The organism is Paenibacillus sp. JJ1683 (genome assembly GCF_053006485.1).
The window spans coordinates 4339283-4362617 of sequence record NZ_CM129820.1 but is presented as its reverse complement, the minus strand read 5'-3'; the positions used below and the strand labels follow the sequence as shown (position 1 = coordinate 4362617).

18 protein-coding genes, 11 tRNA genes, 3 rRNA genes and 1 other annotated feature are annotated in these 23335 nt (G+C 47.2%); all 32 genes read left to right on the top strand.

The window, feature by feature from the left end:
- Window positions 1-187: 187 nt before the first annotated feature.
- The 32 genes from ACUC6J_RS18670 to ruvB all read left to right on the top strand — a co-directional run bounded on the left by ACUC6J_RS18670 (window position 188) and on the right by ruvB (window position 23156).
- Window positions 188-1033: a peptidoglycan DD-metalloendopeptidase family protein gene (locus ACUC6J_RS18670; protein WP_447249264.1), complete on the top strand. Its 846-nt coding sequence runs from the start codon at window positions 188-190 to the stop codon at window positions 1031-1033.
- Window positions 1026-1904, top strand: coding sequence for a M50 family metallopeptidase (locus ACUC6J_RS18665; RefSeq protein WP_016818430.1), 879 nt, complete (start codon window positions 1026-1028; stop codon window positions 1902-1904). The genes ACUC6J_RS18670 and ACUC6J_RS18665 overlap by 8 nt, the downstream gene beginning before the upstream one ends.
- Before the next feature lie 48 nt (window positions 1905-1952).
- A complete protein-coding gene (locus ACUC6J_RS18660) occupies window positions 1953-3137 on the top strand; it encodes an Rne/Rng family ribonuclease (protein WP_016818431.1) in 1185 nt (394 codons plus the stop codon).
- A 96-nt stretch (window positions 3138-3233) separates the two neighbouring features.
- Window positions 3234-3320 (top strand) — a sequence feature (ribosomal protein L21 leader region).
- A 13-nt stretch (window positions 3321-3333) separates the two neighbouring features.
- A complete protein-coding gene (gene rplU, locus ACUC6J_RS18655) occupies window positions 3334-3645 on the top strand; it encodes a 50S ribosomal protein L21 (RefSeq protein ID WP_013311592.1) in 312 nt (103 codons plus the stop codon).
- A gap of 13 nt (window positions 3646-3658) precedes the next feature.
- A complete protein-coding gene (locus tag ACUC6J_RS18650) occupies window positions 3659-3997 on the top strand; it encodes a ribosomal-processing cysteine protease Prp (RefSeq protein WP_016818432.1) in 339 nt (112 codons plus the stop codon).
- Between the two features lie 5 nt (window positions 3998-4002).
- Window positions 4003-4320: a 50S ribosomal protein L27 gene (gene rpmA / locus ACUC6J_RS18645; protein WP_013311590.1), complete on the top strand. Its 318-nt coding sequence runs from the start codon at window positions 4003-4005 to the stop codon at window positions 4318-4320.
- Between the two features lie 146 nt (window positions 4321-4466).
- Window positions 4467-5204: a Spo0B domain-containing protein gene (locus ACUC6J_RS18640; protein ID WP_025365643.1), complete on the top strand. Its 738-nt coding sequence runs from the start codon at window positions 4467-4469 to the stop codon at window positions 5202-5204.
- 13 nt (window positions 5205-5217) lie between these two features.
- Window positions 5218-6528 carry a GTPase ObgE gene (gene obgE, locus ACUC6J_RS18635; protein ID WP_447249263.1) on the top strand — a complete coding sequence of 437 codons (1311 nt, stop codon included), beginning with the start codon at window positions 5218-5220 and terminating at the stop codon, window positions 6526-6528.
- Between the two features lie 157 nt (window positions 6529-6685).
- Window positions 6686-7123 (top strand): ACT domain-containing protein, encoded by a 438-nt coding sequence (locus ACUC6J_RS18630; protein WP_013372659.1) that lies wholly within the window; start codon window positions 6686-6688, stop codon window positions 7121-7123.
- A gap of 43 nt (window positions 7124-7166) precedes the next feature.
- Window positions 7167-8453 carry a homoserine dehydrogenase gene (locus ACUC6J_RS18625; RefSeq protein ID WP_447249262.1) on the top strand — a complete coding sequence of 429 codons (1287 nt, stop codon included), beginning with the start codon at window positions 7167-7169 and terminating at the stop codon, window positions 8451-8453.
- Between the two features lie 27 nt (window positions 8454-8480).
- Window positions 8481-9449, top strand: coding sequence for a homoserine kinase (thrB, locus tag ACUC6J_RS18620; RefSeq protein ID WP_447249261.1), 969 nt, complete (start codon window positions 8481-8483; stop codon window positions 9447-9449).
- The gene (pheA, locus tag ACUC6J_RS18615) at window positions 9446-10345 is read left to right on the top strand and encodes a prephenate dehydratase (RefSeq protein ID WP_290404202.1); all 900 of its coding nucleotides are present in this window, start codon (window positions 9446-9448) and stop codon (window positions 10343-10345) included. Before thrB ends, pheA begins: the two co-directional genes overlap by 4 nt.
- Window positions 10346-10362: 17 nt before the next feature.
- Window positions 10363-11247, top strand: coding sequence for a branched-chain-amino-acid transaminase (ilvE, locus tag ACUC6J_RS18610; RefSeq protein WP_447249260.1), 885 nt, complete (start codon window positions 10363-10365; stop codon window positions 11245-11247).
- Between the two features lie 158 nt (window positions 11248-11405).
- Window positions 11406-13220: a LysM peptidoglycan-binding domain-containing protein gene (locus ACUC6J_RS18605; RefSeq protein ID WP_447249259.1), complete on the top strand. Its 1815-nt coding sequence runs from the start codon at window positions 11406-11408 to the stop codon at window positions 13218-13220.
- Window positions 13221-13769: 549 nt separating this feature from the next.
- Window positions 13770-15323: ribosomal RNA gene (locus ACUC6J_RS18600) — 16S ribosomal RNA — on the top strand.
- Between the two features lie 357 nt (window positions 15324-15680).
- Window positions 15681-18627 (top strand): 23S ribosomal RNA (locus ACUC6J_RS18595).
- A 150-nt stretch (window positions 18628-18777) separates the two neighbouring features.
- Window positions 18778-18894: ribosomal RNA gene (gene rrf, locus ACUC6J_RS18590) — 5S ribosomal RNA — on the top strand.
- Together the 16S, 23S and 5S rRNA genes with 11 tRNA genes alongside form the textbook arrangement of a ribosomal RNA operon.
- A gap of 18 nt (window positions 18895-18912) precedes the next feature.
- Window positions 18913-18988 (top strand) — tRNA-Asn (locus ACUC6J_RS18585).
- Window positions 18989-18991: 3 nt separating this feature from the next.
- Window positions 18992-19083: transfer RNA gene (locus tag ACUC6J_RS18580), tRNA-Ser, on the top strand.
- A gap of 17 nt (window positions 19084-19100) precedes the next feature.
- Window positions 19101-19172 (top strand) — tRNA-Glu (locus tag ACUC6J_RS18575).
- Window positions 19173-19182: 10 nt separating this feature from the next.
- Window positions 19183-19258: transfer RNA gene (locus tag ACUC6J_RS18570), tRNA-Val, on the top strand.
- 30 nt (window positions 19259-19288) lie between these two features.
- Window positions 19289-19365, top strand: a tRNA-Met gene (locus ACUC6J_RS18565).
- A gap of 26 nt (window positions 19366-19391) precedes the next feature.
- Window positions 19392-19468, top strand: a tRNA-Asp gene (locus ACUC6J_RS18560).
- Window positions 19469-19496: 28 nt separating this feature from the next.
- Window positions 19497-19572, top strand: a tRNA-Lys gene (locus ACUC6J_RS18555).
- A gap of 35 nt (window positions 19573-19607) precedes the next feature.
- A tRNA-Gly gene (locus ACUC6J_RS18550) sits at window positions 19608-19682 on the top strand.
- Window positions 19683-19688: 6 nt separating this feature from the next.
- Window positions 19689-19765, top strand: a tRNA-Arg gene (locus tag ACUC6J_RS18545).
- A 12-nt stretch (window positions 19766-19777) separates the two neighbouring features.
- Window positions 19778-19857 (top strand) — tRNA-Leu (locus ACUC6J_RS18540).
- Window positions 19858-19864: 7 nt separating this feature from the next.
- A tRNA-Pro gene (locus ACUC6J_RS18535) sits at window positions 19865-19938 on the top strand.
- Window positions 19939-20051: 113 nt separating this feature from the next.
- Window positions 20052-20753, top strand: coding sequence for a BofC C-terminal domain-containing protein (locus ACUC6J_RS18530; RefSeq protein ID WP_447249258.1), 702 nt, complete (start codon window positions 20052-20054; stop codon window positions 20751-20753).
- Window positions 20754-20983: 230 nt separating this feature from the next.
- Window positions 20984-21487, top strand: a complete 504-nt coding sequence (ruvC, locus tag ACUC6J_RS18525; protein WP_016819144.1) for a crossover junction endodeoxyribonuclease RuvC — start codon at window positions 20984-20986, stop codon at window positions 21485-21487.
- Window positions 21484-22098 (top strand): Holliday junction branch migration protein RuvA, encoded by a 615-nt coding sequence (gene ruvA / locus ACUC6J_RS18520; RefSeq protein WP_031462078.1) that lies wholly within the window; start codon window positions 21484-21486, stop codon window positions 22096-22098. The genes ruvC and ruvA overlap by 4 nt, the downstream gene beginning before the upstream one ends.
- 50 nt (window positions 22099-22148) lie before the next feature.
- Window positions 22149-23156 (top strand): Holliday junction branch migration DNA helicase RuvB, encoded by a 1008-nt coding sequence (gene ruvB, locus ACUC6J_RS18515; protein WP_016819142.1) that lies wholly within the window; start codon window positions 22149-22151, stop codon window positions 23154-23156.
- Window positions 23157-23335: the final 179 nt, after the last annotated feature.

Sequence of the window (23335 nt, the reverse complement as noted above, 5' to 3'; positions counted from 1 at the left end):
TAATTTCTATGATAATGGTTCGTAAATTTAGTTCATTACATAAATGTTATAAATACAAAACATATCCGGTGCGCTAGCGCCGGTTTTTTTGATTTTTTAGGGTATGTAATTCCCACCCGGACAACATAAGTTGAAGCCCGTCCTCATAAGATGTAATAAACTTACCTCGCTGAGGGGGCTGAATAAGATGAACAAAAATTCCGGAATCAAGCAGCGCAGAAAAGAACGTATACAGCAGCTAATCGAGGGAAACAAAGCGGAGGCGTATTCCTCAGGCACAGATCAGGACAGGTACGGGTACAGAGAAATGAAATCGATGCCTGTAGTCAGTGCCAACTCGCCCAGAGACCCAGAAACCGAGTGGAAAAATGATCGACAACGTTGGCAGCAATCTTTTGGGGCAAATCGTGGTCCGTCTTTTTGGAGTTCCTTTTGGCGCAGAACTGTCATAGCAACAGTGTTATTTGGAGTGGTATGGGGCTTATTTCGCTGGGATATTCCCTATGCAGTAAATTTGAGAATGTTTGTCGCGGATGCCTTGAATAAGGACATGGATTTTGTAGCCGCCGGACAATGGTATAAAACTTATTTTGACGGAGCTCCTTCCTTTTTACCGATTTTTGGCGAGGAGCATGAAACGAACCAGGTAGACGCTAGTCGAAAGGGCTCTCCACCGATTGAAGGCAATATAACACAGCCGTTTGTACTGAGCCTTAAAGGAGTAGAAATTACGCCGAATGTTACCGATAACGGGGCAATCGCTGTTAAAAGTATAGATGCAGGACGTGTATTAGACGTATTAAACCATCCCAAAAGTGGGATTTCGGTTACAGTTCGTCACACTGGTGGCATCACAGCAACTTACGGAAGACTTTCACGCTCTATCTTAAAAGTGAACGATTGGGTTCAGGAGGGTGAAGAGATCGGTGTATTGCCAGCAAGTCACAGCGGTAGCGAGGTGGCAACTTTATTTTTGGCAATTCAAAGAGGGGATCAATACATTGACCCGTCGGAAGTGGTAGCCCTTGATTAATGTCCGAGGGGTGACCCTATCACTGCATCCACTGTTTGTACTAGTTATGCTGACCTCTGTGTTAACTGGACATTTTATCGAGATCATGACTTTATTTACACTGGTGTTTATACATGAACTAGGTCATGCGACAGCTGCTTCGTTGCTGGGAGCGCGCTTACTTTCCATACAGATGTTACCCTTTGGAGGAGTGGCTGTCATTGAAGATCAGGGGAAGCTCAATGCGTGGAAGGAGATTGTCATTGCCCTAGCAGGCCCCCTGCAAAACGGAATCATGATCATCATCCTTTTGTGGCTTAGGCATGTGAGTGGGTTGGAGCATGATTATGTAAATTATATAATTCAAGGGAATGCTGTTATTGCATTGTTTAATTTGTTGCCCATTTTACCGCTCGATGGTGGGAAAATATTACAGTCACTGATTAGCTTATTCTTTTCTTATCATCGCACATTAGTATGGACTTTTAGAGCCAGTATCGTAACCAGTCTGCTGTTTTGCCTGTATGGTATTTCGCCGTTATTAAGGCAAGATGAGCCTTTACATTTAAATCTGCTGGCGGTAGGGATTTTTTTGCTTTATTCTAATATTGTGGATTATCGGAATATCCCTTACCGTTTTATACGTTTTTTGCTGGGGAGGGACGAGCTTTTTTACCGCGAAGCGGCTAAAGGAAGCATTGCTTTACCTATTGTATCCCTGCCAGTGAAACATTTGGAGCCTGTTTTGCGTCTTTTCAGAAGAGATCGATATCATATGGTTTACGTTATGAATGAACAGGGACGGATTGTAGCTGTATTGCCGGAGCAACGACTTATACGCTCTTATTTTGCGGCACGCCCGCCAAATGGTGGAGAATCCAAGCCCAAATAATGTTTTATGAATTGAGGAAGAGGCTGTATTCAGAGAGGTTGAAAAACCATGAAGCAAATGATTGTACAATGCCAACAGCAGATGACCCAAATGGCACTGTTGGAAGAGGGACGGTTGGTTGAATATGCGGCTGAACTACCGCGAAAACGGGGAATTCTAGGTTCTTTTTTCAAAGCTAGGGTGGTCAATGTGCTACCGGGAATGCAAGCCGCCTTTGTTGACATTGGACAGCGCAAGAATGCCTTTTTGTATGTGGATGACGTACTTCATGCTCATTTGGACAAGCAGCCAGAGGTAAAGCCGTCCATTTCTGAACTGTTAAAGGTGGGGCAGGAAATCGTAGTACAGGTATTAAAAGAGGCAGTTGGTAGCAAAGGAGCCAGGGTGACCACTCATTTTTCACTTCCCGGCCGCTGGATTGTTTACATGCCCCGTGCTGATTATGTGGCCGTATCCAAGAAGATTGAGCGTGAGGGAGAACGTGCCCGTTTGAAAGCAATGGGAGAGCAACTGCGCACGGGTGAGGAAGGGGTCATCATTCGTACTGTTTCAGAGGAAATGAGTATAGAGGCGATTGAAAATGATCTGAATCAACTACGTAAGCAATGGGAGGCTATTCAGCGTAAAGCGGGCGAACACTCTGCACCGTGTGAATTGCACCGGGATCTGAGTATCGTTCAGCGTTTAATTCGCGATGTGTTTACACCTGAGCAGGATGAACTGGTCATTGACAGTGAGGAGCAAGCAAAGGATGCAGAAATAATGCTGCAACAGATCGGTTCTGCGAAAGCTCATGTAAGTATATTTCGCAGTGCAGAAGAAACTATTTTCAAAGCTTATGGCATTCATGAGCAGTTGGAACGCGATTTTGCGCGAAAGGTATGGCTTCAGGGTGGCGGATACATTGTCATTGATCATACGGAGGCATTGACCGTCGTTGATGTGAATACTGGGAAGTTTACGGGCGGCAGTAATCTGGAAGAGACGGTGACCCAGACTAACATTGAAGCAGCAGAAGAAATTGCCCGCCTGGTACGTGTCCGTGATATTGGTGGTATTATCATCATTGATTTTATTGATATGGAACAAGAGGAGAATCGTAGGGAAGTATCCTCTGTGCTGGAGGCAAGATTAAAAAAGGACCGGACTAAATCCTATGTTGTCGGTTGGACGCGGTTAGGTTTACTGGAAATGACCCGCAAAAAAGTGCGTGAAGAAAAGACTCTCGTATAGAACGTGCGTAATCAAAATTATTTCAAAACTAAAGGTTGAATGTGTACGAAGCTTGTGCTACAATCATTTAGTATGTGTGATGCGTAAGATTGGCTGCACATGCTGTAACCGCTCCAATCAGGTACTGAAGTGCAGTATCTTAAAGAAACTGCCACCTGCTATTAGGCGAGTCTGAGACATAAGGAGGTGCAAGCAAATGTACGCAATTATCGAAACAGGTGGTAAGCAATACAAAGTTCAAGAGGGCGACGTATTGTTCATCGAGAAGTTGGAAGCTAATGATGGTGAAACTGTAACGTTCGATCGTGTTCTGGCAGTGTCCGGCGACAATGGCTTGACAGCAGGTACACCGCTTCTTTCTGGAGCTTCTGTAACGGCTAAAGTTGAGAAGCATGGTCAAGGTCAAAAGGTCATCGTATACAAATACAAACCTAAAAAGAACTACCATGTGAAGCAAGGTCATCGTCAACCGTACACGAAAGTGACGATTGAAAAAATCCAAGCGTAAGAGGGTGCGATAATTGATTATCGTGCGTATTATACGACTGGAGGATGGCAGCATACAGGGGTTTTCTGTTAAAGGTCATGCGAATTTTGCTAAATCTGGCGAAGATATCGTATGTGCTGGTGTTTCGGCGGTAACCGTAGGAACTGTCAATTCGATTGTAGCTCTTACGGACGTTGAAATGGAAACGGAAATGGAAAACGGCTTTTTAAGCGCGTATCTATCTCCTGAAAGTTATCATGATGCGAACGCACAGGTTCAACTGTTGTTGGAATCCATGGTGATTATGCTGACAAGCATTGCTGAATCATACGGTAAGTATATTCAAATAGAAAATAAACAAAGAAGGAGGTAGACATCATGTTGAAATTGACATTGGATCTTCAGTTATTCGCATCGAAAAAAGGTGTAGGTTCCACAAAAAACGGACGTGACAGCAGATCGAAACGTCTTGGAGTGAAACGTGCTGACGGTCAAGCAGTTACCGGCGGTAGCATCTTGGTTCGTCAACGCGGAACGAAAATTCACCCGGGCACGAACGTGGGCATCGGTAAGGACGACACTCTGTTCGCGAAAGTGGACGGCGTTGTGAAGTTCGAACGTTGGGGCCGTGATCGCAAAAAGGTGAGCATCTACCCGATCGACGTTGCTCCAGTAGCAGCTACTGTAGAAGCTTAATAGCGGCTTAGACACGCTGAAAAGCCTCCGGCACTTTTGTCGGAGGCTTTTTTGCATGATGGTAATGAACTGGAAAGTTAGTCTGTGCTATACTGGATTAAGGTTGTTGACTAGTCCATTTAATTATCGCAGAACGGAGAGAAGCCATGTTCCAGCGGATAAGAGCGCCTTATCTGGCGTTGGGTTCCATTCTGATTCCTTTGGTTTTTTCACTGCTCTATCCCAAAGCATTAACGATTATCATACTAGCTGTGTGGGCTGTAGCTGCTGCTTGTTTTGGTATGTGGTATACCCATAGACAGGTTGAACTTGAGCGGAAAGCTGCTTTGCGTTCTTTTGAGCGTACAGCGATAGCGACGCTTAACCATCATCGGCATGACTGGATGAATGATTTACAGGTGCTTTATGGCTATATTCGTATGAATAAGCATGATAAATCAGCTGCTTATGTGGAAACAATAAAAGGGCGGGTGTCGGAAGACAGTAAAATATCTAAGCTGGGTATTCCCTCGCTGGTGTTTTATTTGCAGTCTTTTCGCGTGAACGCCGGAAATTTACAATTGTCGGTAAAGGTTGAGGAAGAGTTAAAGTTAGACGCTGTCATGTCTCCCGAAGACGGCGAGTCGCTTGCCTCGGCCGTCATACAAACGGTGCGTGCGTATCAATATGGCGGGGGCCGGTCGTCCTGGGGAGAAGTGCGCAGATTGACACTTTATTTCGGTATGGATCAGAATGATGTTATCGTCCGCTTTGAAGGAAGTGACATACCTGCCGACTTAAATATACTAAAGCAGGTCAGATCCGTACTTGGAAGTGAACGCCTTCGAACAGAGAAGCTCCCTACAGGAGATATGCTTCAAATTCGAATGCAGTGCCAGACATAAGGAAGGTGTAACCATGTTTGTAGATAAAGCGAAGATTTTTGTTAAAGGCGGTGACGGTGGAGACGGATTAATTGCGTTTCGCCGTGAAAAATATGTTCCTAATGGTGGCCCAGCTGGTGGTGACGGAGGGAACGGTGGAGATGTGATTTTCCGTGTAGATGAGGGTTTGCGCACCTTGATGGATTTTCGATACCAACGGCATTTTAAAGCCCAGCGTGGAGTAAAAGGTCGCAACAAAAGCCAACACGGAGCCAACGCAGAGCACATGATCGTCCGTATACCACCGGGAACAGTTATCATGGATGATGACACTGGTGAAGTATTGGCAGATATGACACGTCATGGTCAACAGGTCGTTGTAGCTAAAGGAGGACGCGGAGGACGCGGTAATATTCGTTTTGCTACACCGAGCAATCCAGCGCCTGAATTGGCTGAAAACGGTGCGGAGGGGCAAGAACGTTATATTACACTTGAGTTAAAAGTGATGGCTGACGTAGGCTTGGTCGGATTTCCTAGTGTAGGAAAGTCTACCTTGTTGTCAGTTGTAACTTCCGCAAAACCTAAAATTGGCGCATACCACTTTACAACGATTACCCCAAATCTGGGCGTCGTAGATGTGGGGGATCAGCGGAACTTTGTGATGGCCGATTTGCCTGGTTTGATCGAAGGAGCTCATGAAGGCACTGGACTGGGTCATGAATTCCTGCGGCATATTGAGCGGACGCGAATCATTATCCATGTTGTGGATATGGCGGGCTCTGAAGGACGTGACCCGTTTGAAGACTGGACCAAAATAAACGACGAATTAAAGCAATATAATGCAGCTCTGGCTGAGCGTCCACAAATTGTGGCGGCCAATAAAATGGATATGCCGGAAGCTGAAGAAAATCTTGCTCACTTCAAAGAGCAAATTGCTGCGATACGTCCTGACCTTGAAATCATGCCTATTTCCTCTTTGACACGTCAGGGTGTAAAGGAACTGCTCTATCGGGCTGCTGATCTGTTGGATCAAATACCGGACGAGCCGATTGTTGAGGAAGTAGCCGAAGTCAATGAACGTAAGGTATTTAAGTTGGATACGGCCGAAGACGAGGGCTTTACGATCGTACGTGAAAACGACACATTCGTGGTGCACAGCCCCAAAATTGAGCGCATGATGAAGCGCATGCAGATGAATTCGCATGATGCCATCTTAAAATTAGCAAGAACGTTGCGTCATATGGGTGTGGATGCTGAGCTACGTAAGCGTGGTGCCACAGATGGTACATCTGTACGCATTGCTGATTTCGAGTTCGAATTTGTAGAAGGTAGCAGCTACTACTAAAAATTAAATAAGGCTTTAAAACCTGAACGGTTACTGCACTATAGGGAATTCTATAGAAGGCAGTAGCCGTTTTTTGTATTGTTAGCTTGCCGATTTTCATGAGTTTCGATATAATGTCCTCTATACAAAAACATAAGTCTTTGAGGAGAGGACGTTCTTGAAAGAGCGCTATTACTTGGTACGGGAAGATATTTTGCCTGAAGCTATTGTTAAGACCATACAGGTAAAACTGCTGCTGGCTTCGGGAGATGTTAAAACCGTACATGATGCTGTGGAGCAAGTTGGGCTAAGCCGAAGCGCCTTTTATAAATATAAAGATGGCATACATTTGGTTAACCAGTTGGAGCGCGAGCGAATTGTCAATATCTCTATTGATCTAGAGCATCAATCCGGCATGCTGTCTAGGGTGCTCGGCAGAGTGGCAGATTACGGAGGTAATGTGCTGACGATCCAGCAAAGTATTCCACTGCAAGGCAGAGCCAACGTAGTCATCTCAGTAGAAATGTCCAGGCTTAGTGATGAATTGGGTGTTCTGCTGGAGGGCTTGGAGAGCATTTCTGGAGTCAAGCGGGTCCGCCTGATTGGGCAAGGCTGAGGCGATACAGTTCGTTAGATAAAAGTTAGCAGGAGGGGAATGGATGAAACCGGTCAAAGTAGGATTGTTAGGCTTGGGGACTGTAGGTACGGGAGTCGTTCGAATCGTTGAGGGTAATCAGGAAGACTTGAGCAGACAAGTCGGTTCACCGATCGTCATTGAAAAAATAGCTGTAAAAAACATAGAAAAGTATCGTGCCATTGAAGTGGACACCGCCAAGCTTACGGAGGACCCGTGGGAAGTCATTCGAGATCCTGAAATTGATGTGATTATCGAAGTCATGGGTGGGATTGATCAGACGAAGGAGTACATTCTCGAAGCGCTAGAGAGGGGCAAGCACATTGTAACGGCCAACAAGGACTTAATGGCATTGCACGGTTCTGAAGTATTGGCAAAGGCACAGGAAAAACAATGTGATATTTTTTATGAGGCTAGCGTAGCGGGCGGTATACCGATCATTCGTACGCTCATCGAAGGTTTCTCCTCTGACCGTATTACCCGCATTATGGGGATTGTGAACGGGACAACAAACTATATTTTAACTAAAATGAGCCAGGAAGGAGCCTCGTATGAGGAGGTTCTTAAGGAAGCCCAAGAGCTTGGATACGCAGAATCTGATCCGACCTCAGATGTCGAAGGATTGGATGCGGCCCGAAAGATGGCGATACTTGGGACCCTTGGTTTCCGTTCCAATGTAGAGCTTAAGGATGTAAGCGTGAGCGGCATTTCCAAGGTAACCAGTGAAGATATTGCTTTTGCTAAAAGATTAGGATATGAAATGAAATTACTTGGCATTGCAGAGCGTCAAGGTGATGAATTTACGATTAATGTTCAGCCAACTATGGTGCGCAAGCAGCATCCATTGGCTTCGGTGAACGGGGTGTTCAACGCAGTTTATGTACATGGTGAAGCGGTGGGTGAAACCATGTTTTATGGTGCAGGTGCAGGGGAAATGCCAACAGCTACATCAGTTGTGGCTGACCTGGTGGCTGTAGTGAAAAACCTCAAACTCGGCGTAAATGGGCTTAAAGCAATCGTACCCTACAATCCGAAGAAAATTAGCAATGACGAAGACGTGTATTTCAAAAATTTCGTGCTTTTGCACGTGGATGATAAAGCGGGGGTATTGGCACAGATTACGCAGGTATTTGCTGAATTCAATGTCAGTTTGGCATCTGTCGTGCAGCAACCGAATGAGACTAATCCCGATGCTGAAATTATTATTGTGACTCATTTAGCTAGCAAAGCAAGTATGCAAAAGGTTTTGGAACATTTTGAAACTTTAGACGTGATTCGCCGCATCAAGAGTGTATACCGGGTAGAGGGATAGTCAATAAAAGCAGGAGGAATCATCTGTATGACCGTTTTGAAAACAGCAAGAGTGCGTGTGCCAGCTAGTACGGCCAACCTGGGCCCTGGCTTTGATACATTGGGCATGGCATTGTCTCTATACGCATGGATTGAACTAAAAGAGGCCAAGCAGACATCTTTTCATCTGTACGGAGATCAAATGAATGGTGTTCCCCAAGATAAAACCAATTTGATTTACAAGGTAGCACAAATGGTTTTTCGTGAAGCAGGTGTATCTGTTCCTGAGCTGGAAATTTCGATGTACTCGGATATTCCGCTTACCCGTGGTTTGGGCAGCAGCGCTTCCGCCATTGTAGGTGCCCTGGTGGCTGCTAATACGCTGATTGGCTCGCCTCTGTCGGATTCCAAGCTATTTGACATGGCAAGCGCTATCGAAAAGCATCCGGACAATGTCGGAGCCTCTCTGTTTGGTGGTATTATTACTGCTATGTGGGATGGCGAGCATGCCAAGCACTTACGGATTGAACCGGATGTTAATCTAGAGGTAATGGTAGTTATTCCAGATTTTCAACTGTCTACGTCGAAGGCCAGAGAGGTCCTGCCTACCCACGTATCCTTGAAGGATGCTGTATATAATATAAGTCATGCTTCAATGCTGGTAGCGGCATTGGCATCGGGCCGAACAGATCTAATCGCCGAAGCGATGCGGGATCAGCTTCATCAGCCTTACCGCGCGGCACTAGTGCCGGGTATGACAGAGATCCTACAGGATGCGCACCATTATGGTGCATTGGGTGTGGCCCTTAGTGGTGCTGGACCGACGTTGCTGGCATTGATGGATCAACGGGAAAATCGCAAAGCGGAGCTTGAACTGTATTTAACGGAGACAATGAACAAAGAAGGGATCACTGCGTCTGTTTTGAAATTGCGCCCAGAGGTTGAAGGGGTTAAAGTATATACAGAAGGGAATACACACCCTTTTATGGATATGATTAAAGGGGAACTTACGATATGAAACGAATTGCACTTCTTCCTGAGGGGACTGTTTCTCATGAAGCGATTAAATATTTGTTAGGAGATACACCCTGTGAACTTCTATTTTACAAACATATAGCAGACGTATTTCAGGCAATAGACAAGGGACAGGCAGACTATAGTGTAATTCCTATTGAAAATACGATTGACGGCTCTGTGAGTTTGCATATGGACTGGCTTGTACATGAGGTAGACATTCCAATGCAGGCGGAATGGGTATATCCTTCGATTCAAAATCTTATTGGACATCGTAGTGAATTTCTTGGGGATCAGGACGAGCTGGATTTGAGCAAAGTGGTCAAGATTATGTCCCATCCTGTAGCGCTTCCCCAATGTAAAGAATTCATACAAGCTTTCGCTCCTCAAGCTGAGCTGGAGAGTGCAGGAAGTACGGCCGAAGCCGTCGAAATTGTTAAACATAACCCAGGTAAAGGTTGGACCGCTCTCGGAACCAAGCTTGCGGCTGCCAAACACGGATTGGACATTTTGGCCAGCAAGGTGACGGATCACGATAACAATTTTACCCGCTTTGTCTTGATTGGACATCAACCTGTAAGGTTCCCGCGTACGCCAGAAGGCCAGCGAACCAGTATTTTGGTCACGCCGCCACAGGATTTCCCGGGAGCGCTGCATCAGGTTTTATCTGCATTTGCATGGCGCAGGTTAAACCTGTCTCGTATTGAATCGCGTCCGACCAAAAAGCAATTGGGGAATTATTATTTTTACATTGAAGTTCTGGAATCTCTGCATTCCGTTTTGCTTCCGGCAGCCTTTGCAGAGATCGAGGCTTTGGGGTGCCATGTACGCATTCTTGGCTCTTATCCAAGCTACAAGTATGTTGAAGCAGCGATCGAACCTATTTTGAAGGAACATTAATCGGAGGTGTGGTTGTAATGGCAGAACAATGGATCTATCTGGATGGGCAGCATGTAACTAAGGAGAACGCAAAGGTTTCCGTATATGACCATGGTTTCTTGTACGGAGACGGTATATTTGAGGGTATTCGTATTTATAACGGAAATATTTTTAAATGTAAGGAGCATTTAGAGCGTCTGTATGATTCTGCGAAATCTATTCAGTTGAACATTCCGTTGTCTCCTGATGAAATGTTGGAAGCCATGGCTGAAACGATTCGCCTTAACGAAATGCGTAATGGATATATTCGATTGGTTGTATCCCGTGGTGCTGGAAATCTAGGTTTGGATCCCCTTCGTTGTGCAAAGGCGAGTGTCATCATTATCGTCGAGCAGCTCGCCATTTACCCGGAAAAAGCTTATTTGACAGGTCTGAAGACAATCTCTGTCTCTCAGCGTCGCAACATCCCGGATGCTTTGAATCCAAAGATTAAATCATTGAACTACCTCAACAATATCCTGGTGAAGATCCAGTCTAACTATGCTGGTGTAGGTGAGGCTATTATGCTCAATTCCCAAGGATATGTGACGGAAGGTTCTGCTGACAACATTTTCATTGTCAAAAATGGAGTGTTGTACACACCGCCTTGTTATTTGGGAGCGCTTGAGGGGATTACTCGTAATGCTATCATCGATTTGTGTGCTAAGCTTGGATATTCGCTTAAGGAGCAACCTTTTTCATTGCATGATGTATATGTCGCGGACGAGGTGTTTTTTACGGGAACTGCGGCAGAAGTGATTGCAGCTTATGAAGTAGATGGTCGTACGATTGGCTCCGGTGTTGCTGGTCCAGTGACTTTGGAGCTTCTGGCTGAGTTCCGGAAGATTGTGGATCAGGATGGCTATAAAGTGTGGCAGGACTAAAATAATCGAGATCCTTTTGACTGAATGCTTGTAAGAGTATTCGGTTGAGAGGATTTTTTTGTTTGTAGGGGGTCATTCGCCCGGGAGGTGCATAGGATGTAATAACAGAAGCCGGGCGTTTATCCCGCCCGAACGAAAGTCTAGGAGGTTTGTGACCTGTGAAAATACACATCGTCAAAAAAGGTGACACTCTATACTTACTGGCACAGAAGTATAATGTGACACTAGAGAAAGTTATTGCCGCCAATCCCCAATTGGCAGACCCTAATCAGTTGAGCATCGGTGAGAAAATCAAAATTCCGACAGATCCTGTTACGATGGAAACACAGCCGTCAACGGTCTATCAACACAAGGTTAAGCAAGGTGATACGTTATGGAAGTTGTCCAAGGCGTGGAATGTACCGCTTAAGATAATTATTGATGCCAATTCCCAACTTAAAAACCCGAACGCACTTCTGGTTGGAGAAACAGTTAATATTCCACACTACAAAGAAAACGCATCTGATCTTTCTATGAATAAAAAAAATACCGCAGTGAAAGAAGAGATGACACAGCCTAAAACCGAATCCCCGACCAAGGAAGAACTTACCCAGCCCAAGGCGGAATTAACACAGCCTAAACCGGAGAATATGCCTAGCCCTAAAGAAGAAATGACACAGCCGAAAGAAACAGTGAATCCTCCTAAGCTTCCTGAATTAAAACTGCCTGAAGCTCCTATGGCGCCCGTCAATATGGCACCCGTGAACATGGCACCTGTCAATATGGCGCCCGTAAATCCTGCTCCACCTCAATTGCAGCCCATAATTACTCAACCTGCCCCACCTCAACAAATGCAACCTATAGTCACTCAACCTGCCCCACCTCAACAAATGCAACCTATAGTCACTCAACCTGCCCCACCTCAACAAATGCAACCTATAGTCACTCAACCTGCCCCACCTCAACAAATGCAACCTATAGTCACTCAACCTGCTCCACCTCAACAAATGCAACCTATAGTCACTCAACCGATTGCACCTAAACCGCAGCTTCCAATTAATATCGAAAAGCAACCTGTAACTGAAAAGTTTTGTGGCTGCACAAGCTCGAAGCCGATGGAAAATTCCTCATGGCCATTACAGCAACCGACATTTGATTACAGTCCGCCAATAAATGCAATGCCGAACTCGTTGTATCCGGGGATTGGGTCTCCTCAGAATTGGGGGAATGCTCCTGTAAATACTTCCTTTGCAGAACATGCCTCTCCTACTGTAGTTGCAGATCAGGGCTATCATCATGACTGTGAGCATCCATGGTGCTGGGGACCTGTGCAGACAGCAGCACCCATACATGCTCATCCCACACCTTATCCTGCCTATTCAGATTGCTGCTGCACCCCTGGATATTATCCGAGTCATGAAGCGTCTGAAAATACATCCTATCCTGTCTATCCTCCATTTATCCACCAAGGGGGTCCGCAGCAGCAACCAGAGAGTGCAGTCCAGGGTAGCCAGTGGGGCAACGCATGGGGAGGACCACAATATAGTATGCCTGCAAGTGGATACGTGTCCGACTTTAGCCAACCAATGGCTCAACACGCCGCGAATCATCCATATCTTCCGTTCGCACATGGAAATGCACCTATGTATCCATTAGAGGGATATACAACGCCCTATATGTTTATGCCAGACTGTGGATGCCGGGAAGGAAACATCGAGTCGGCGCCAGCCTCTCCGGGAACGCAAGAGGTAGGTAACAATCTGACTATTCCATCGCAAAATGAAGGTGCTTCTTCAAAAAAAGACGATAGCGCGTCTAAAGGCAAATCAAAAGACAACTCTAGCAGTACATCCAAGGAAGAAACATCTAAAGCCAAGGTTTCAAGTGAACATGCTACTGTTAAGAAGCATAAATCCCGTAAATCGACAGGAGGAAGATCTCGCTCCTCATCCTATAGTGCTCGTGCACGTCAAAATCCATGGATTAATGACTGACGCAGATAAATATAAGAAAGAGGTAAACGCTATTACCGTCCCGATTTGTTAGTCATAAGGTGAAAGGAATAAATGTTAAAGAGGCTGTTATTCTGCTAGTTGAGAATGATAGTCTCTTTTTTTTAAATGCAGTAATCCTACACATGAATAATGTCACTAAAAAAGATGTTGCTAATTAGCTTAGTCATGTGGTATATTCTTATAGTTGTCTTTTACAAGATGATTAGCAACATAAAAACAAATTAGAATTAATTGAAAAATTCTCTTGAAAAAAAGTGTTGCAAAGATAAAAGAAACATGATATATTATTTAAGTCGCCGCTGAGATGCGGTGAAGAAACGAAGTGAGTTAAAGTAAAGAGTTACGCAAGTTTGATCTTTGAAAACTGAACAACGAGTGAGTACGGATTTTGTTTACAAAATCCAAAAGAGATATTTTATCTCGTCAGTTTCAACATGAGCTAATCGCTCTTTCTATATTGTTTCATCTTTGGTTCTTCTCATTGGAGTGGATGAAAATGAAACAGGTTGACGTTACTTTGTGACGTCTTTAATGGAGAGTTTGATCCTGGCTCAGGACGAACGCTGGCGGCGTGCCTAATACATGCAAGTCGAGCGGGGTTAGTTAGAAGCTTGCTTCTAATCAACCTAGCGGCGGACGGGTGAGTAACACGTAGGCAACCTGCCCACAAGACAGGGATAACTACCGGAAACGGTAGCTAATACCCGATACATCCTTTTCCTGCATGGGAGAAGGAGGAAAGGCGGAGCAATCTGTCACTTGTGGATGGGCCTGCGGCGCATTAGCTAGTTGGTGGGGTAAAGGCCTACCAAGGCGACGATGCGTAGCCGACCTGAGAGGGTGATCGGCCACACTGGGACTGAGACACGGCCCAGACTCCTACGGGAGGCAGCAGTAGGGAATCTTCCGCAATGGGCGAAAGCCTGACGGAGCAACGCCGCGTGAGTGATGAAGGTTTTCGGATCGTAAAGCTCTGTTGCCAGGGAAGAACGCTTGAGAGAGTAACTGCTCTTGAGGTGACGGTACCTGAGAAGAAAGCCCCGGCTAACTACGTGCCAGCAGCCGCGGTAATACGTAGGGGGCAAGCGTTGTCCGGAATTATTGGGCGTAAAGCGCGCGCAGGCGGCTCTTTAAGTCTGGTGTTTAATCCCGAGGCTCAACTTCGGGTCGCACTGGAAACTGGGGAGCTTGAGTGCAGAAGAGGAGAGTGGAATTCCACGTGTAGCGGTGAAATGCGTAGAGATGTGGAGGAACACCAGTGGCGAAGGCGACTCTCTGGGCTGTAACTGACGCTGAGGCGCGAAAGCGTGGGGAGCAAACAGGATTAGATACCCTGGTAGTCCACGCCGTAAACGATGAATGCTAGGTGTTAGGGGTTTCGATACCCTTGGTGCCGAAGTTAACACATTAAGCATTCCGCCTGGGGAGTACGGTCGCAAGACTGAAACTCAAAGGAATTGACGGGGACCCGCACAAGCAGTGGAGTATGTGGTTTAATTCGAAGCAACGCGAAGAACCTTACCAGGTCTTGACATCCCTCTGACCGGTCTAGAGATAGACCTTTCCTTCGGGACAGAGGAGACAGGTGGTGCATGGTTGTCGTCAGCTCGTGTCGTGAGATGTTGGGTTAAGTCCCGCAACGAGCGCAACCCTTATGCTTAGTTGCCAGCAGGTCAAGCTGGGCACTCTAAGCAGACTGCCGGTGACAAACCGGAGGAAGGTGGGGATGACGTCAAATCATCATGCCCCTTATGACCTGGGCTACACACGTACTACAATGGCCGGTACAACGGGAAGCGAAGCCGCGAGGTGGAGCCAATCCTAGAAAAGCCGGTCTCAGTTCGGATTGTAGGCTGCAACTCGCCTACATGAAGTCGGAATTGCTAGTAATCGCGGATCAGCATGCCGCGGTGAATACGTTCCCGGGTCTTGTACACACCGCCCGTCACACCACGAGAGTTTACAACACCCGAAGTCGGTGAGGTAACCGCAAGGGGCCAGCCGCCGAAGGTGGGGTAGATGATTGGGGTGAAGTCGTAACAAGGTAGCCGTATCGGAAGGTGCGGCTGGATCACCTCCTTTCTATGGAGAATCGTTTCCTGCAATGGAAGCATTCAAATCAGCAGGTGTATATACCTGCGACCGGATATTCAATTCGGTTCATCACATTCGTGTGAATGAAATGGATATCCTGAACTTACTCACTCGTTGCTCAGTTTTGAGAGTTCAAACTCTCAAGTTTCGACGAATGTTTCATTCACACATCGTGTGGAACCGAAATATTCATCGGGCTTCGCTTCGACGAAGCGAATTGCACCTTGAAAACTGGATACCGAAACGAAATTGCGTTTTAGAATATTCCTTTAAGCTGATCTTGTGTAAACAAGTGAAATAAAGGTAGCAGATATCGACATTTTCTTTCTCTGAAAGAGAAGTCTAGGTTAAGCTACAAAGAGCACACGGAGGATGCCTAGGCGCCAGGAGCCGACGAAGGACGTGGCGAACAACGATAAGGCCTCGGGGAGCTGTAAGCAAGCTTTGATCCGGGGATGTCCGAATGGGGAAACCCGGCTGTCTTCATCGACAGTCACTATTCACTGAATTCATAGGTGAGTAAGAGGCAGACCAGGGGAACTGAAACATCTAAGTACCCTGAGGAAGAGAAAACAATAGTGATTCCGTCAGTAGCGGCGAGCGAACGCGGATTAGCCCAAACCAAGGAGCTTGCTCCTTGGGGTTGTGGGACGTCTCACATGGAGTTACAAAGGAACCGGTTAGATGAAGAGGTCTGGAAAGGCCCGCCAGAGAAGGTAAAAGCCCTGTAGTTCAAAACCCGTTCCCTCCGAGACGGATCCCGAGTAGTGCGGGGCACGTGAAACCCCGTATGAATCCGGCAGGACCATCTGCCAAGGCTAAATACTCCCTGGCGACCGATAGTGAAGCAGTACCGTGAGGGAAAGGTGAAAAGCACCCCGGAAGGGGAGTGAAATAGATCCTGAAACCGTGTGCTTACAAGAAGTCAGAGCCCTATGATATTTTCCTTTGGAAAAATCACGGGTGATGGCGTGCCTTTTGTAGAATGAACCGGCGAGTTACGTTCCCGTGCAAGGTTAAGGTGAAGAGCTGAAGCCGCAGCGAAAGCGAGTCTGAATAGGGCGAATGAGTACGTGGACGTAGACCCGAAACCGGGTGATCTACCCCTGTCCAGGGTGAAGGTGCGGTAACACGCACTGGAGGCCCGAACCCACGCATGTTGAAAAATGCGGGGATGAGGTGGGGGTAGCGGAGAAATTCCAATCGAACCCGGAGATAGCTGGTTCTCCCCGAAATAGCTTTAGGGCTAGCCTCGGAAAGAAGAATCGTGGAGGTAGAGCACTGATTGGGTGCGGGGCCCGCAAGGGTTACCAAGCTCAGTCAAACTCCGAATGCCATAGATTTAGTTCCGGGAGTCAGACAGTGAGTGCTAAGATCCATTGTCGAAAGGGAAACAGCCCAGACCATCAGCTAAGGTCCCCAAGTGTGTGTTAAGTGGGAAAGGATGTGGAGTTGCACAGACAACCAGGATGTTGGCTTAGAAGCAGCCACCATTGAAAGAGTGCGTAATAGCTCACTGGTCGAGTGACTCTGCGCCGAAAATGTAACGGGGCTAAACACACCACCGAAGCTATGGCTTGATGCTTTGCATCAGGGGTAGGGGAGCGTTGAATGCGGGTTGAAGGTGTACCGGAAGGAGCGCTGGACTGCATTCAAGTGAGAATGCCGGTATGAGTAACGAAAAGATCTGTGAGAATCAGATCCGCCGAAAGCCTAAGGGTTCCTGAGGAAGGTTCGTCCGCTCAGGGTAAGTCGGGACCTAAGGCGAGGCCGATAGGCGTAGTCGAAGGACAACAGGTCGAAATTCCTGTACCACCGTAATCCGTTATGAGCGATGGGGTGACGCAGTAGGGTAGTGACGCGGACTGATGGATGTCCGTCTAAGCAGTGAGGCTGATGTGTAGGCAAATCCGCACATCGTTAAGGCTGGGCTGTGATGGGGAGCGAAAATTATAGTAGCGAAGGTCATGATCTCAGACTGCCAAGAAAAGCCTCTAGCCAGGAGAAGGTGCCCGTACCGCAAACCGACACAGGTAGGCGAGAAGAGAATTCTAAGGCGCGCGGAAGAACTCTCGTTAAGGAACTCGGCAAAATGACCCCGTAACTTCGGGAGAAGGGGTGCCTCGGTAGGGTGAATAGCCCGAGGGGGCCGCAGTGAAAAGGCCCAAGCGACTGTTTAGCAAAAACACAGGTCTGTGCGAAGCCGCAAGGCGAAGTATACGGGCTGACGCCTGCCCGGTGCTGGAAGGTTAAGGGGAGTGGTAAGCCTTCGGGCGAAGCTATGAACCGAAGCCCCAGTAAACGGCGGCCGTAACTATAACGGTCCTAAGGTAGCGAAATTCCTTGTCAGGTAAATTCTGACCCGCACGAATGGCGTAACGACTTGGGCGCTGTCTCAACGAGAGATCCGGTGAAATTTTAATACCTGTGAAGATGCAGGTTACCCGCGACAAGACGGAAAGACCCCATGGAGCTTTACTGCAGCTTGATATTGAATTTGGGTACGATCTGTACAGGATAGGTGGGAGCCGTTGAACCTTGAGCGCCAGCTTGAGGGGAGGCATCCTTGGGATACCACCCTGATCGTATCTAGGTTCTAACTTGGTACCGTGATCCGGTACGAGGACAGTGTCAGGTGGGCAGTTTGACTGGGGCGGTCGCCTCCTAAAGAGTAACGGAGGCGCCCCAAGGTTCCCTCAGAATGGTTGGAAATCATTCGAAGAGTGCAAAGGCAGAAGGGAGCTTGACTGCGAGACCTACAAGTCGAGCAGGGACGAAAGTCGGGCTTAGTGATCCGGTGGTACCGCATGGAAGGGCCATCGCTCAACGGATAAAAGCTACCCTGGGGATAACAGGCTTATCTCCCCCAAGAGTCCACATCGACGGGGAGGTTTGGCACCTCGATGTCGGCTCATCGCATCCTGGGGCTGAAGTAGGTCCCAAGGGTTGGGCTGTTCGCCCATTAAAGCGGTACGCGAGCTGGGTTCAGAACGTCGTGAGACAGTTCGGTCCCTATCTGTCGTGGGCGTAGGAAATTTGAGAGGAGCTGTCCTTAGTACGAGAGGACCGGGATGGACGTACCGCTGGTGTACCAGTTGTTCCGCCAGGAGCACCGCTGGGTAGCTATGTACGGAAGGGATAAGCGCTGAAAGCATCTAAGCGTGAAGCCCCCCTCAAGATGAGATTTCCCAATTAGTAAGACCCCTTGAAGACGACGAGGTAGATAGGTTGGGGGTGGAAGTGCAGTAATGCATGGAGCTGACCAATACTAATCGGTCGAGGGCTTATCCTAAGATAAGACGCAATGAAGTTTCGGATCCAGTTTTCAGGGTGTAACCTTGAAGGTATGTAGAAGTACATACGACAAGCGTATGGCTATTCATTCACACAATCCGTGATGAACCGAATAACCTTACGGAAGAATTTGCGAAGCAAATTCATGTTTGGTGGCGATAGCGGAGGGGTTCCACACGTACCCATCCCGAACACGACCGTTAAGCCCTCCAGCGCCGATGGTACTTGGACCGCAGGGTCCTGGGAGAGTAGGACGTCGCCAAGCGAGTTTTATAATTATTATTCCCTGATAGCTCAGTTGGTAGAGCACTCGACTGTTAATCGAGTTGTCACAGGTTCGAGTCCTGTTCGGGGAGCCATATGGAGAGGTGTCCGAGTTGGCCGAAGGAGCACGATTGGAAATCGTGTAGGCGCCAAAAGCGTCTCGAGGGTTCGAATCCCTCTCTCTCCGCCAGAATTATTTTATAGCATGGCCCGTTGGTCAAGGGGTTAAGACACCTCCCTTTCACGGAGGTAACAGGGGTTCGAATCCCCTACGGGTCATAGGTAGTATGGAGGCTTAGCTCAGCTGGGAGAGCATCTGCCTTACAAGCAGAGGGTCGGGGGTTCGATCCCCTCAGCCTCCACCATTTATTTTCAATAGATTTCCCTACTATTATCGCGGGGTGGAGCAGTTCGGTAGCTCGTCGGGCTCATAACCCGAAGGTCGCAGGTTCAAATCCTGCCCCCGCAACCAATTAACTTTTTAATGAGAATTATTATGGAACTGTGGTGTAGAGGCCTAACATGCCTGCCTGTCACGCAGGAGATCGCGGGTTCGAATCCCGTCAGTTCCGCCATTTTCACAAAGTTACATTACCCTGTTGGGAGCCATTAGCTCAGTTGGTAGAGCACCTGACTTTTAATCAGGGTGTCGAAGGTTCGAGTCCTTCATGGCTCACCATTCATGCACTTATACGTCATGAATATAATTGTATTGCGGACGTGGCTCAGCGGTAGAGCATCGCCTTGCCAAGGCGAGGGTCGCGGGTTCGATTCCCGTCGTCCGCTCCAATATTTGCGCCCTTAGCTCAGCTGGATAGAGCGTTTGACTACGAATCAAAAGGCCGGGAGTTCGAATCTCTCAGGGCGCGCCATTAATTTCATAAGCCGGTGTGGCGGAATTGGCAGACGCGCGCGACTCAAAATCGTGAGGGAAACCGTGGAGGTTCGAGTCCTCTCACCGGCATCTATTTCGGGATGTAGCTCAGCTTGGTAGAGCACCTGGTTTGGGACCAGGGGGTCGCATGTTCAAATCGTGTCATCCCGATTCAAAAGAAAGTCGCTGGAAGCAGCGGCTTTTTTGTTTATGTTATTATCTTTTGTATAATTCAGTAATCTTCAGGTCACACTAACACAAAAAGTGGGACGGAAGGGATTACTGTGAAGCGATTAAGTTGGAAAAAACAGATGAAACGGCGCTGGAAACAGTGGGGAAGAGCAGTGTGGGCATGTACTATTTTTAGTGCGGCTTGTTTACTGGCAGGTTTGGGCGTTCTGTTTTCGAATCATATGCAGGCTATGCTGTCGCACCCACTGGCTACTCCCGTTATGGCAGAGGTGGAAATGGAGGAGTTATCATATAGCCCGACCGAAGACCGATCCCCACAGATGCAGCTATTGCAAAGTATTCGTGCTTCCGGTATAAGCAGGAAGACCCGTTTGTTAACTACCTACGTATGTGGCACGGAGACCACTTCCTTGGGAACGTTAAGTTCAAAGCAGCTGGAAAATTTGCTGAAGCAACATCCCGATTGGAAGGGAAGGCTTAATACTAAAGGAGAAGTGTGGCTGGAGCGCAGAGTGGAAGATTTGTCAGAGTCATGCAAAGAGCGCGCATATATGGGCTTAAGCACTGATGGGCAGCTTACACTGTTTGAAGGGCTACCTAAAAAGGAAAAAGTAATTCGTACCTTTTTTCAATTGGATATAGGGTCAATGGAGACGGCCTTGCCGGAAGGGGTATATAAACAACTTCAGCAGGGAATCCGTGTACAGGATATAAATGAGTATAACAGTGTAATCTCCACTTTTAGTGATTTTGCAGTGGAGCGAACACAGAGGGTATTAAAGCAGCATTATTGATTACACCAAGTACGGAGACGTTAGGCTTTGCCCACGAGGTGAGGTTTGTAGCGTCTCTTTTTATGTTTTCACTCATGGTTAAACTTTTTCCTCTATTAGATACAAAGTTTTGTTATAATGAAAAGAACGACACATATGTTCGCTTTATATGGGATTTGGTCATGTATATTGACGATAGTGCTGGCTGTTGGTTAGTTACGTCATGTTTGAGCGATAGGGGAGAGATTTTTTTGCGTTTTCTAGGAATTGATCCGGGTATTGCCATTGTGGGCTTCGGATTTGTAGACAAGGTTGGTAGTAAAGTGGTTCCTGTGCAGTATGGCTGCATCCAGACGGAGGCACACACCCCCGAAGAAGACAGGCTACTTCATGTATATGAAGGCATGTTGCAATTAATTGATAAGTATAAGCCGGATGCGGTAGCATTGGAGAAGCTCTTTTTTAATCGCAACGTTACAACGGCTATGTCCGTAAGTCAGGCACGTGGAGTGCTGGTATTAGCTGCCAAACAACGTAATTTGCCTATAGGGGAATACACGCCGATGCAGGTAAAGCAGGCTATTGTAGGGTATGGCAAGGCGGAGAAGAAGCAGGTACAGGAGATGGTTAGAATGTTTCTAAAGCTCCAGGCTGTGCCCAAACCGGATGATGTAGCGGATGCTTTGGCAGTGGCTATTTGTCATGCGCATTCCTATGGACTAAATTCAAAATTAAATGAGGTATTACGAAAATGATAGATTTCTTGCGTGGTTCTGTAGCTCACTTGGAAAATGAATATGTCGTTTTGGATGTGCAGGGTGTAGGGTATCGGGTATTTTGTCCCAATCCTTACGCGTTCGCCAAAACGGAAGGACCGGTGGTTATTTACACTCATCATCATGTAAGGGAAGATGCAATTTTACTGTTTGGGTTTGCAACCCGTGAGGAGCAGCAATTATTCCGTAAACTGATCGATGTATCTGGTATTGGACCGCGTGTGGCACTTGGGATTTTGGGAGGCGGTACGCCTGCTCATGTGGTGACGGCGATTTATCAGGAGAATATCACATTTCTCACCAAATTACCGGGAATTGGTAAAAAGACGGCGCAACGTATGATTCTAGATTTGAAAGACAAGCTGGACGGTATTGGGGCGTTGGGAATGGCTACCGGATTGTTTGCGGAGCCTGTTGTAGAAGAAGGTCAAGGTTCGTATTGGAGTGAGGCGCGTGAAGCGCTTAAGGCGCTCGGTTACACGGATGCTGAGCTAGATAAGGTATGGAGCAAAATGAAGAAAGATGCGAAACCTGATGATTCAGCGGATATTTTGATGAAACGGGCTTTGCAACTGTTGTTTGCCGGATAGGACGCTGATGTCCGTGGATAGGATTCTGGTAAAAAGAGGAGCGATGGAATATGGATGACCGGATTATTTCCGCCAATTTGATGATGGAAGACCAGACGGCGGAGTTAAGCCTTCGCCCCCGTTATCTAAATGAATATATCGGGCAAAATCAGGTTAAGGAAAATCTGAAAGTATATATTGAAGCAGCCAAGATGCGTAAAGAAGCATTGGATCATGTATTATTGTACGGACCGCCTGGATTGGGTAAAACCACGCTCGCTAACATTATCGCCAATGAGTTGGGGGTTAATTTACGTACGACTTCAGGCCCTGCAATTGAAAGACCGGGAGATCTAGCAGCATTGCTAACCAACCTGCAAGAGGGGGATGTTTTGTTCATTGATGAAATTCATCGCCTTCATCGTACAGTGGAAGAAGTGATGTATCCGGCGATGGAAGATTTTGCGTTGGACATTATGATTGGCAAAGGTCCGAGTGCACGTTCGGTGCGTTTGGATTTGCCTCCCTTTACTCTTATAGGTGCTACTACACGCGCTGGGTTGCTCTCTGCGCCATTACGTGACCGGTTTGGCGTTATTAGTCGGTTAGAGTTTTATACGACAGACGAGCTGGCTTACATCGTGTCTAGGAATGCGGATATTATGGAAATTGAGATTGTCGGGGACGCGGCGGAGGAAATTGCATTGCGTTCACGGGGAACACCGCGGATTGCCAACCGACTGTTAAAAAGGGTACGTGATTTTGCCCAAGTGGCCGGAGACGGTATTATTCATTCAGAGTTGGCTGCTGAGGCACTAAGGAGACTTCAAATAGATCCACTCGGGCTGGATGAAATTGATCATAAAATGCTTAAGGCTATGATTCATTCATTCCGGGGCGGACCTGTAGGATTGGACACCATTGCTGCGACCATTGGCGAAGAGAGCCAGACGATTGAGGATGTGTATGAGCCTTATTTGTTACAAATTGGTCTTTTACAAAGAACACCTCGGGGACGAACGGTGACTCCGGCGGCATATGCTCACCTTGGAATTCCAATGCCAACAGACCCACGGTGACTAGAAAACCATGGTGCACTTTTAAAAATCATTGAATGCTATTCGTAAGTATGGCGATATGAAATGGATAGACAGATAAATTGAGGTAAGAAGTGTGTAAGTCCGATTCGAGCGGGTTCAAAATTTGGTTTATTCCGCCGATGTATTTAAAGGGAAATACGCAGGTCGAGATCCGATAA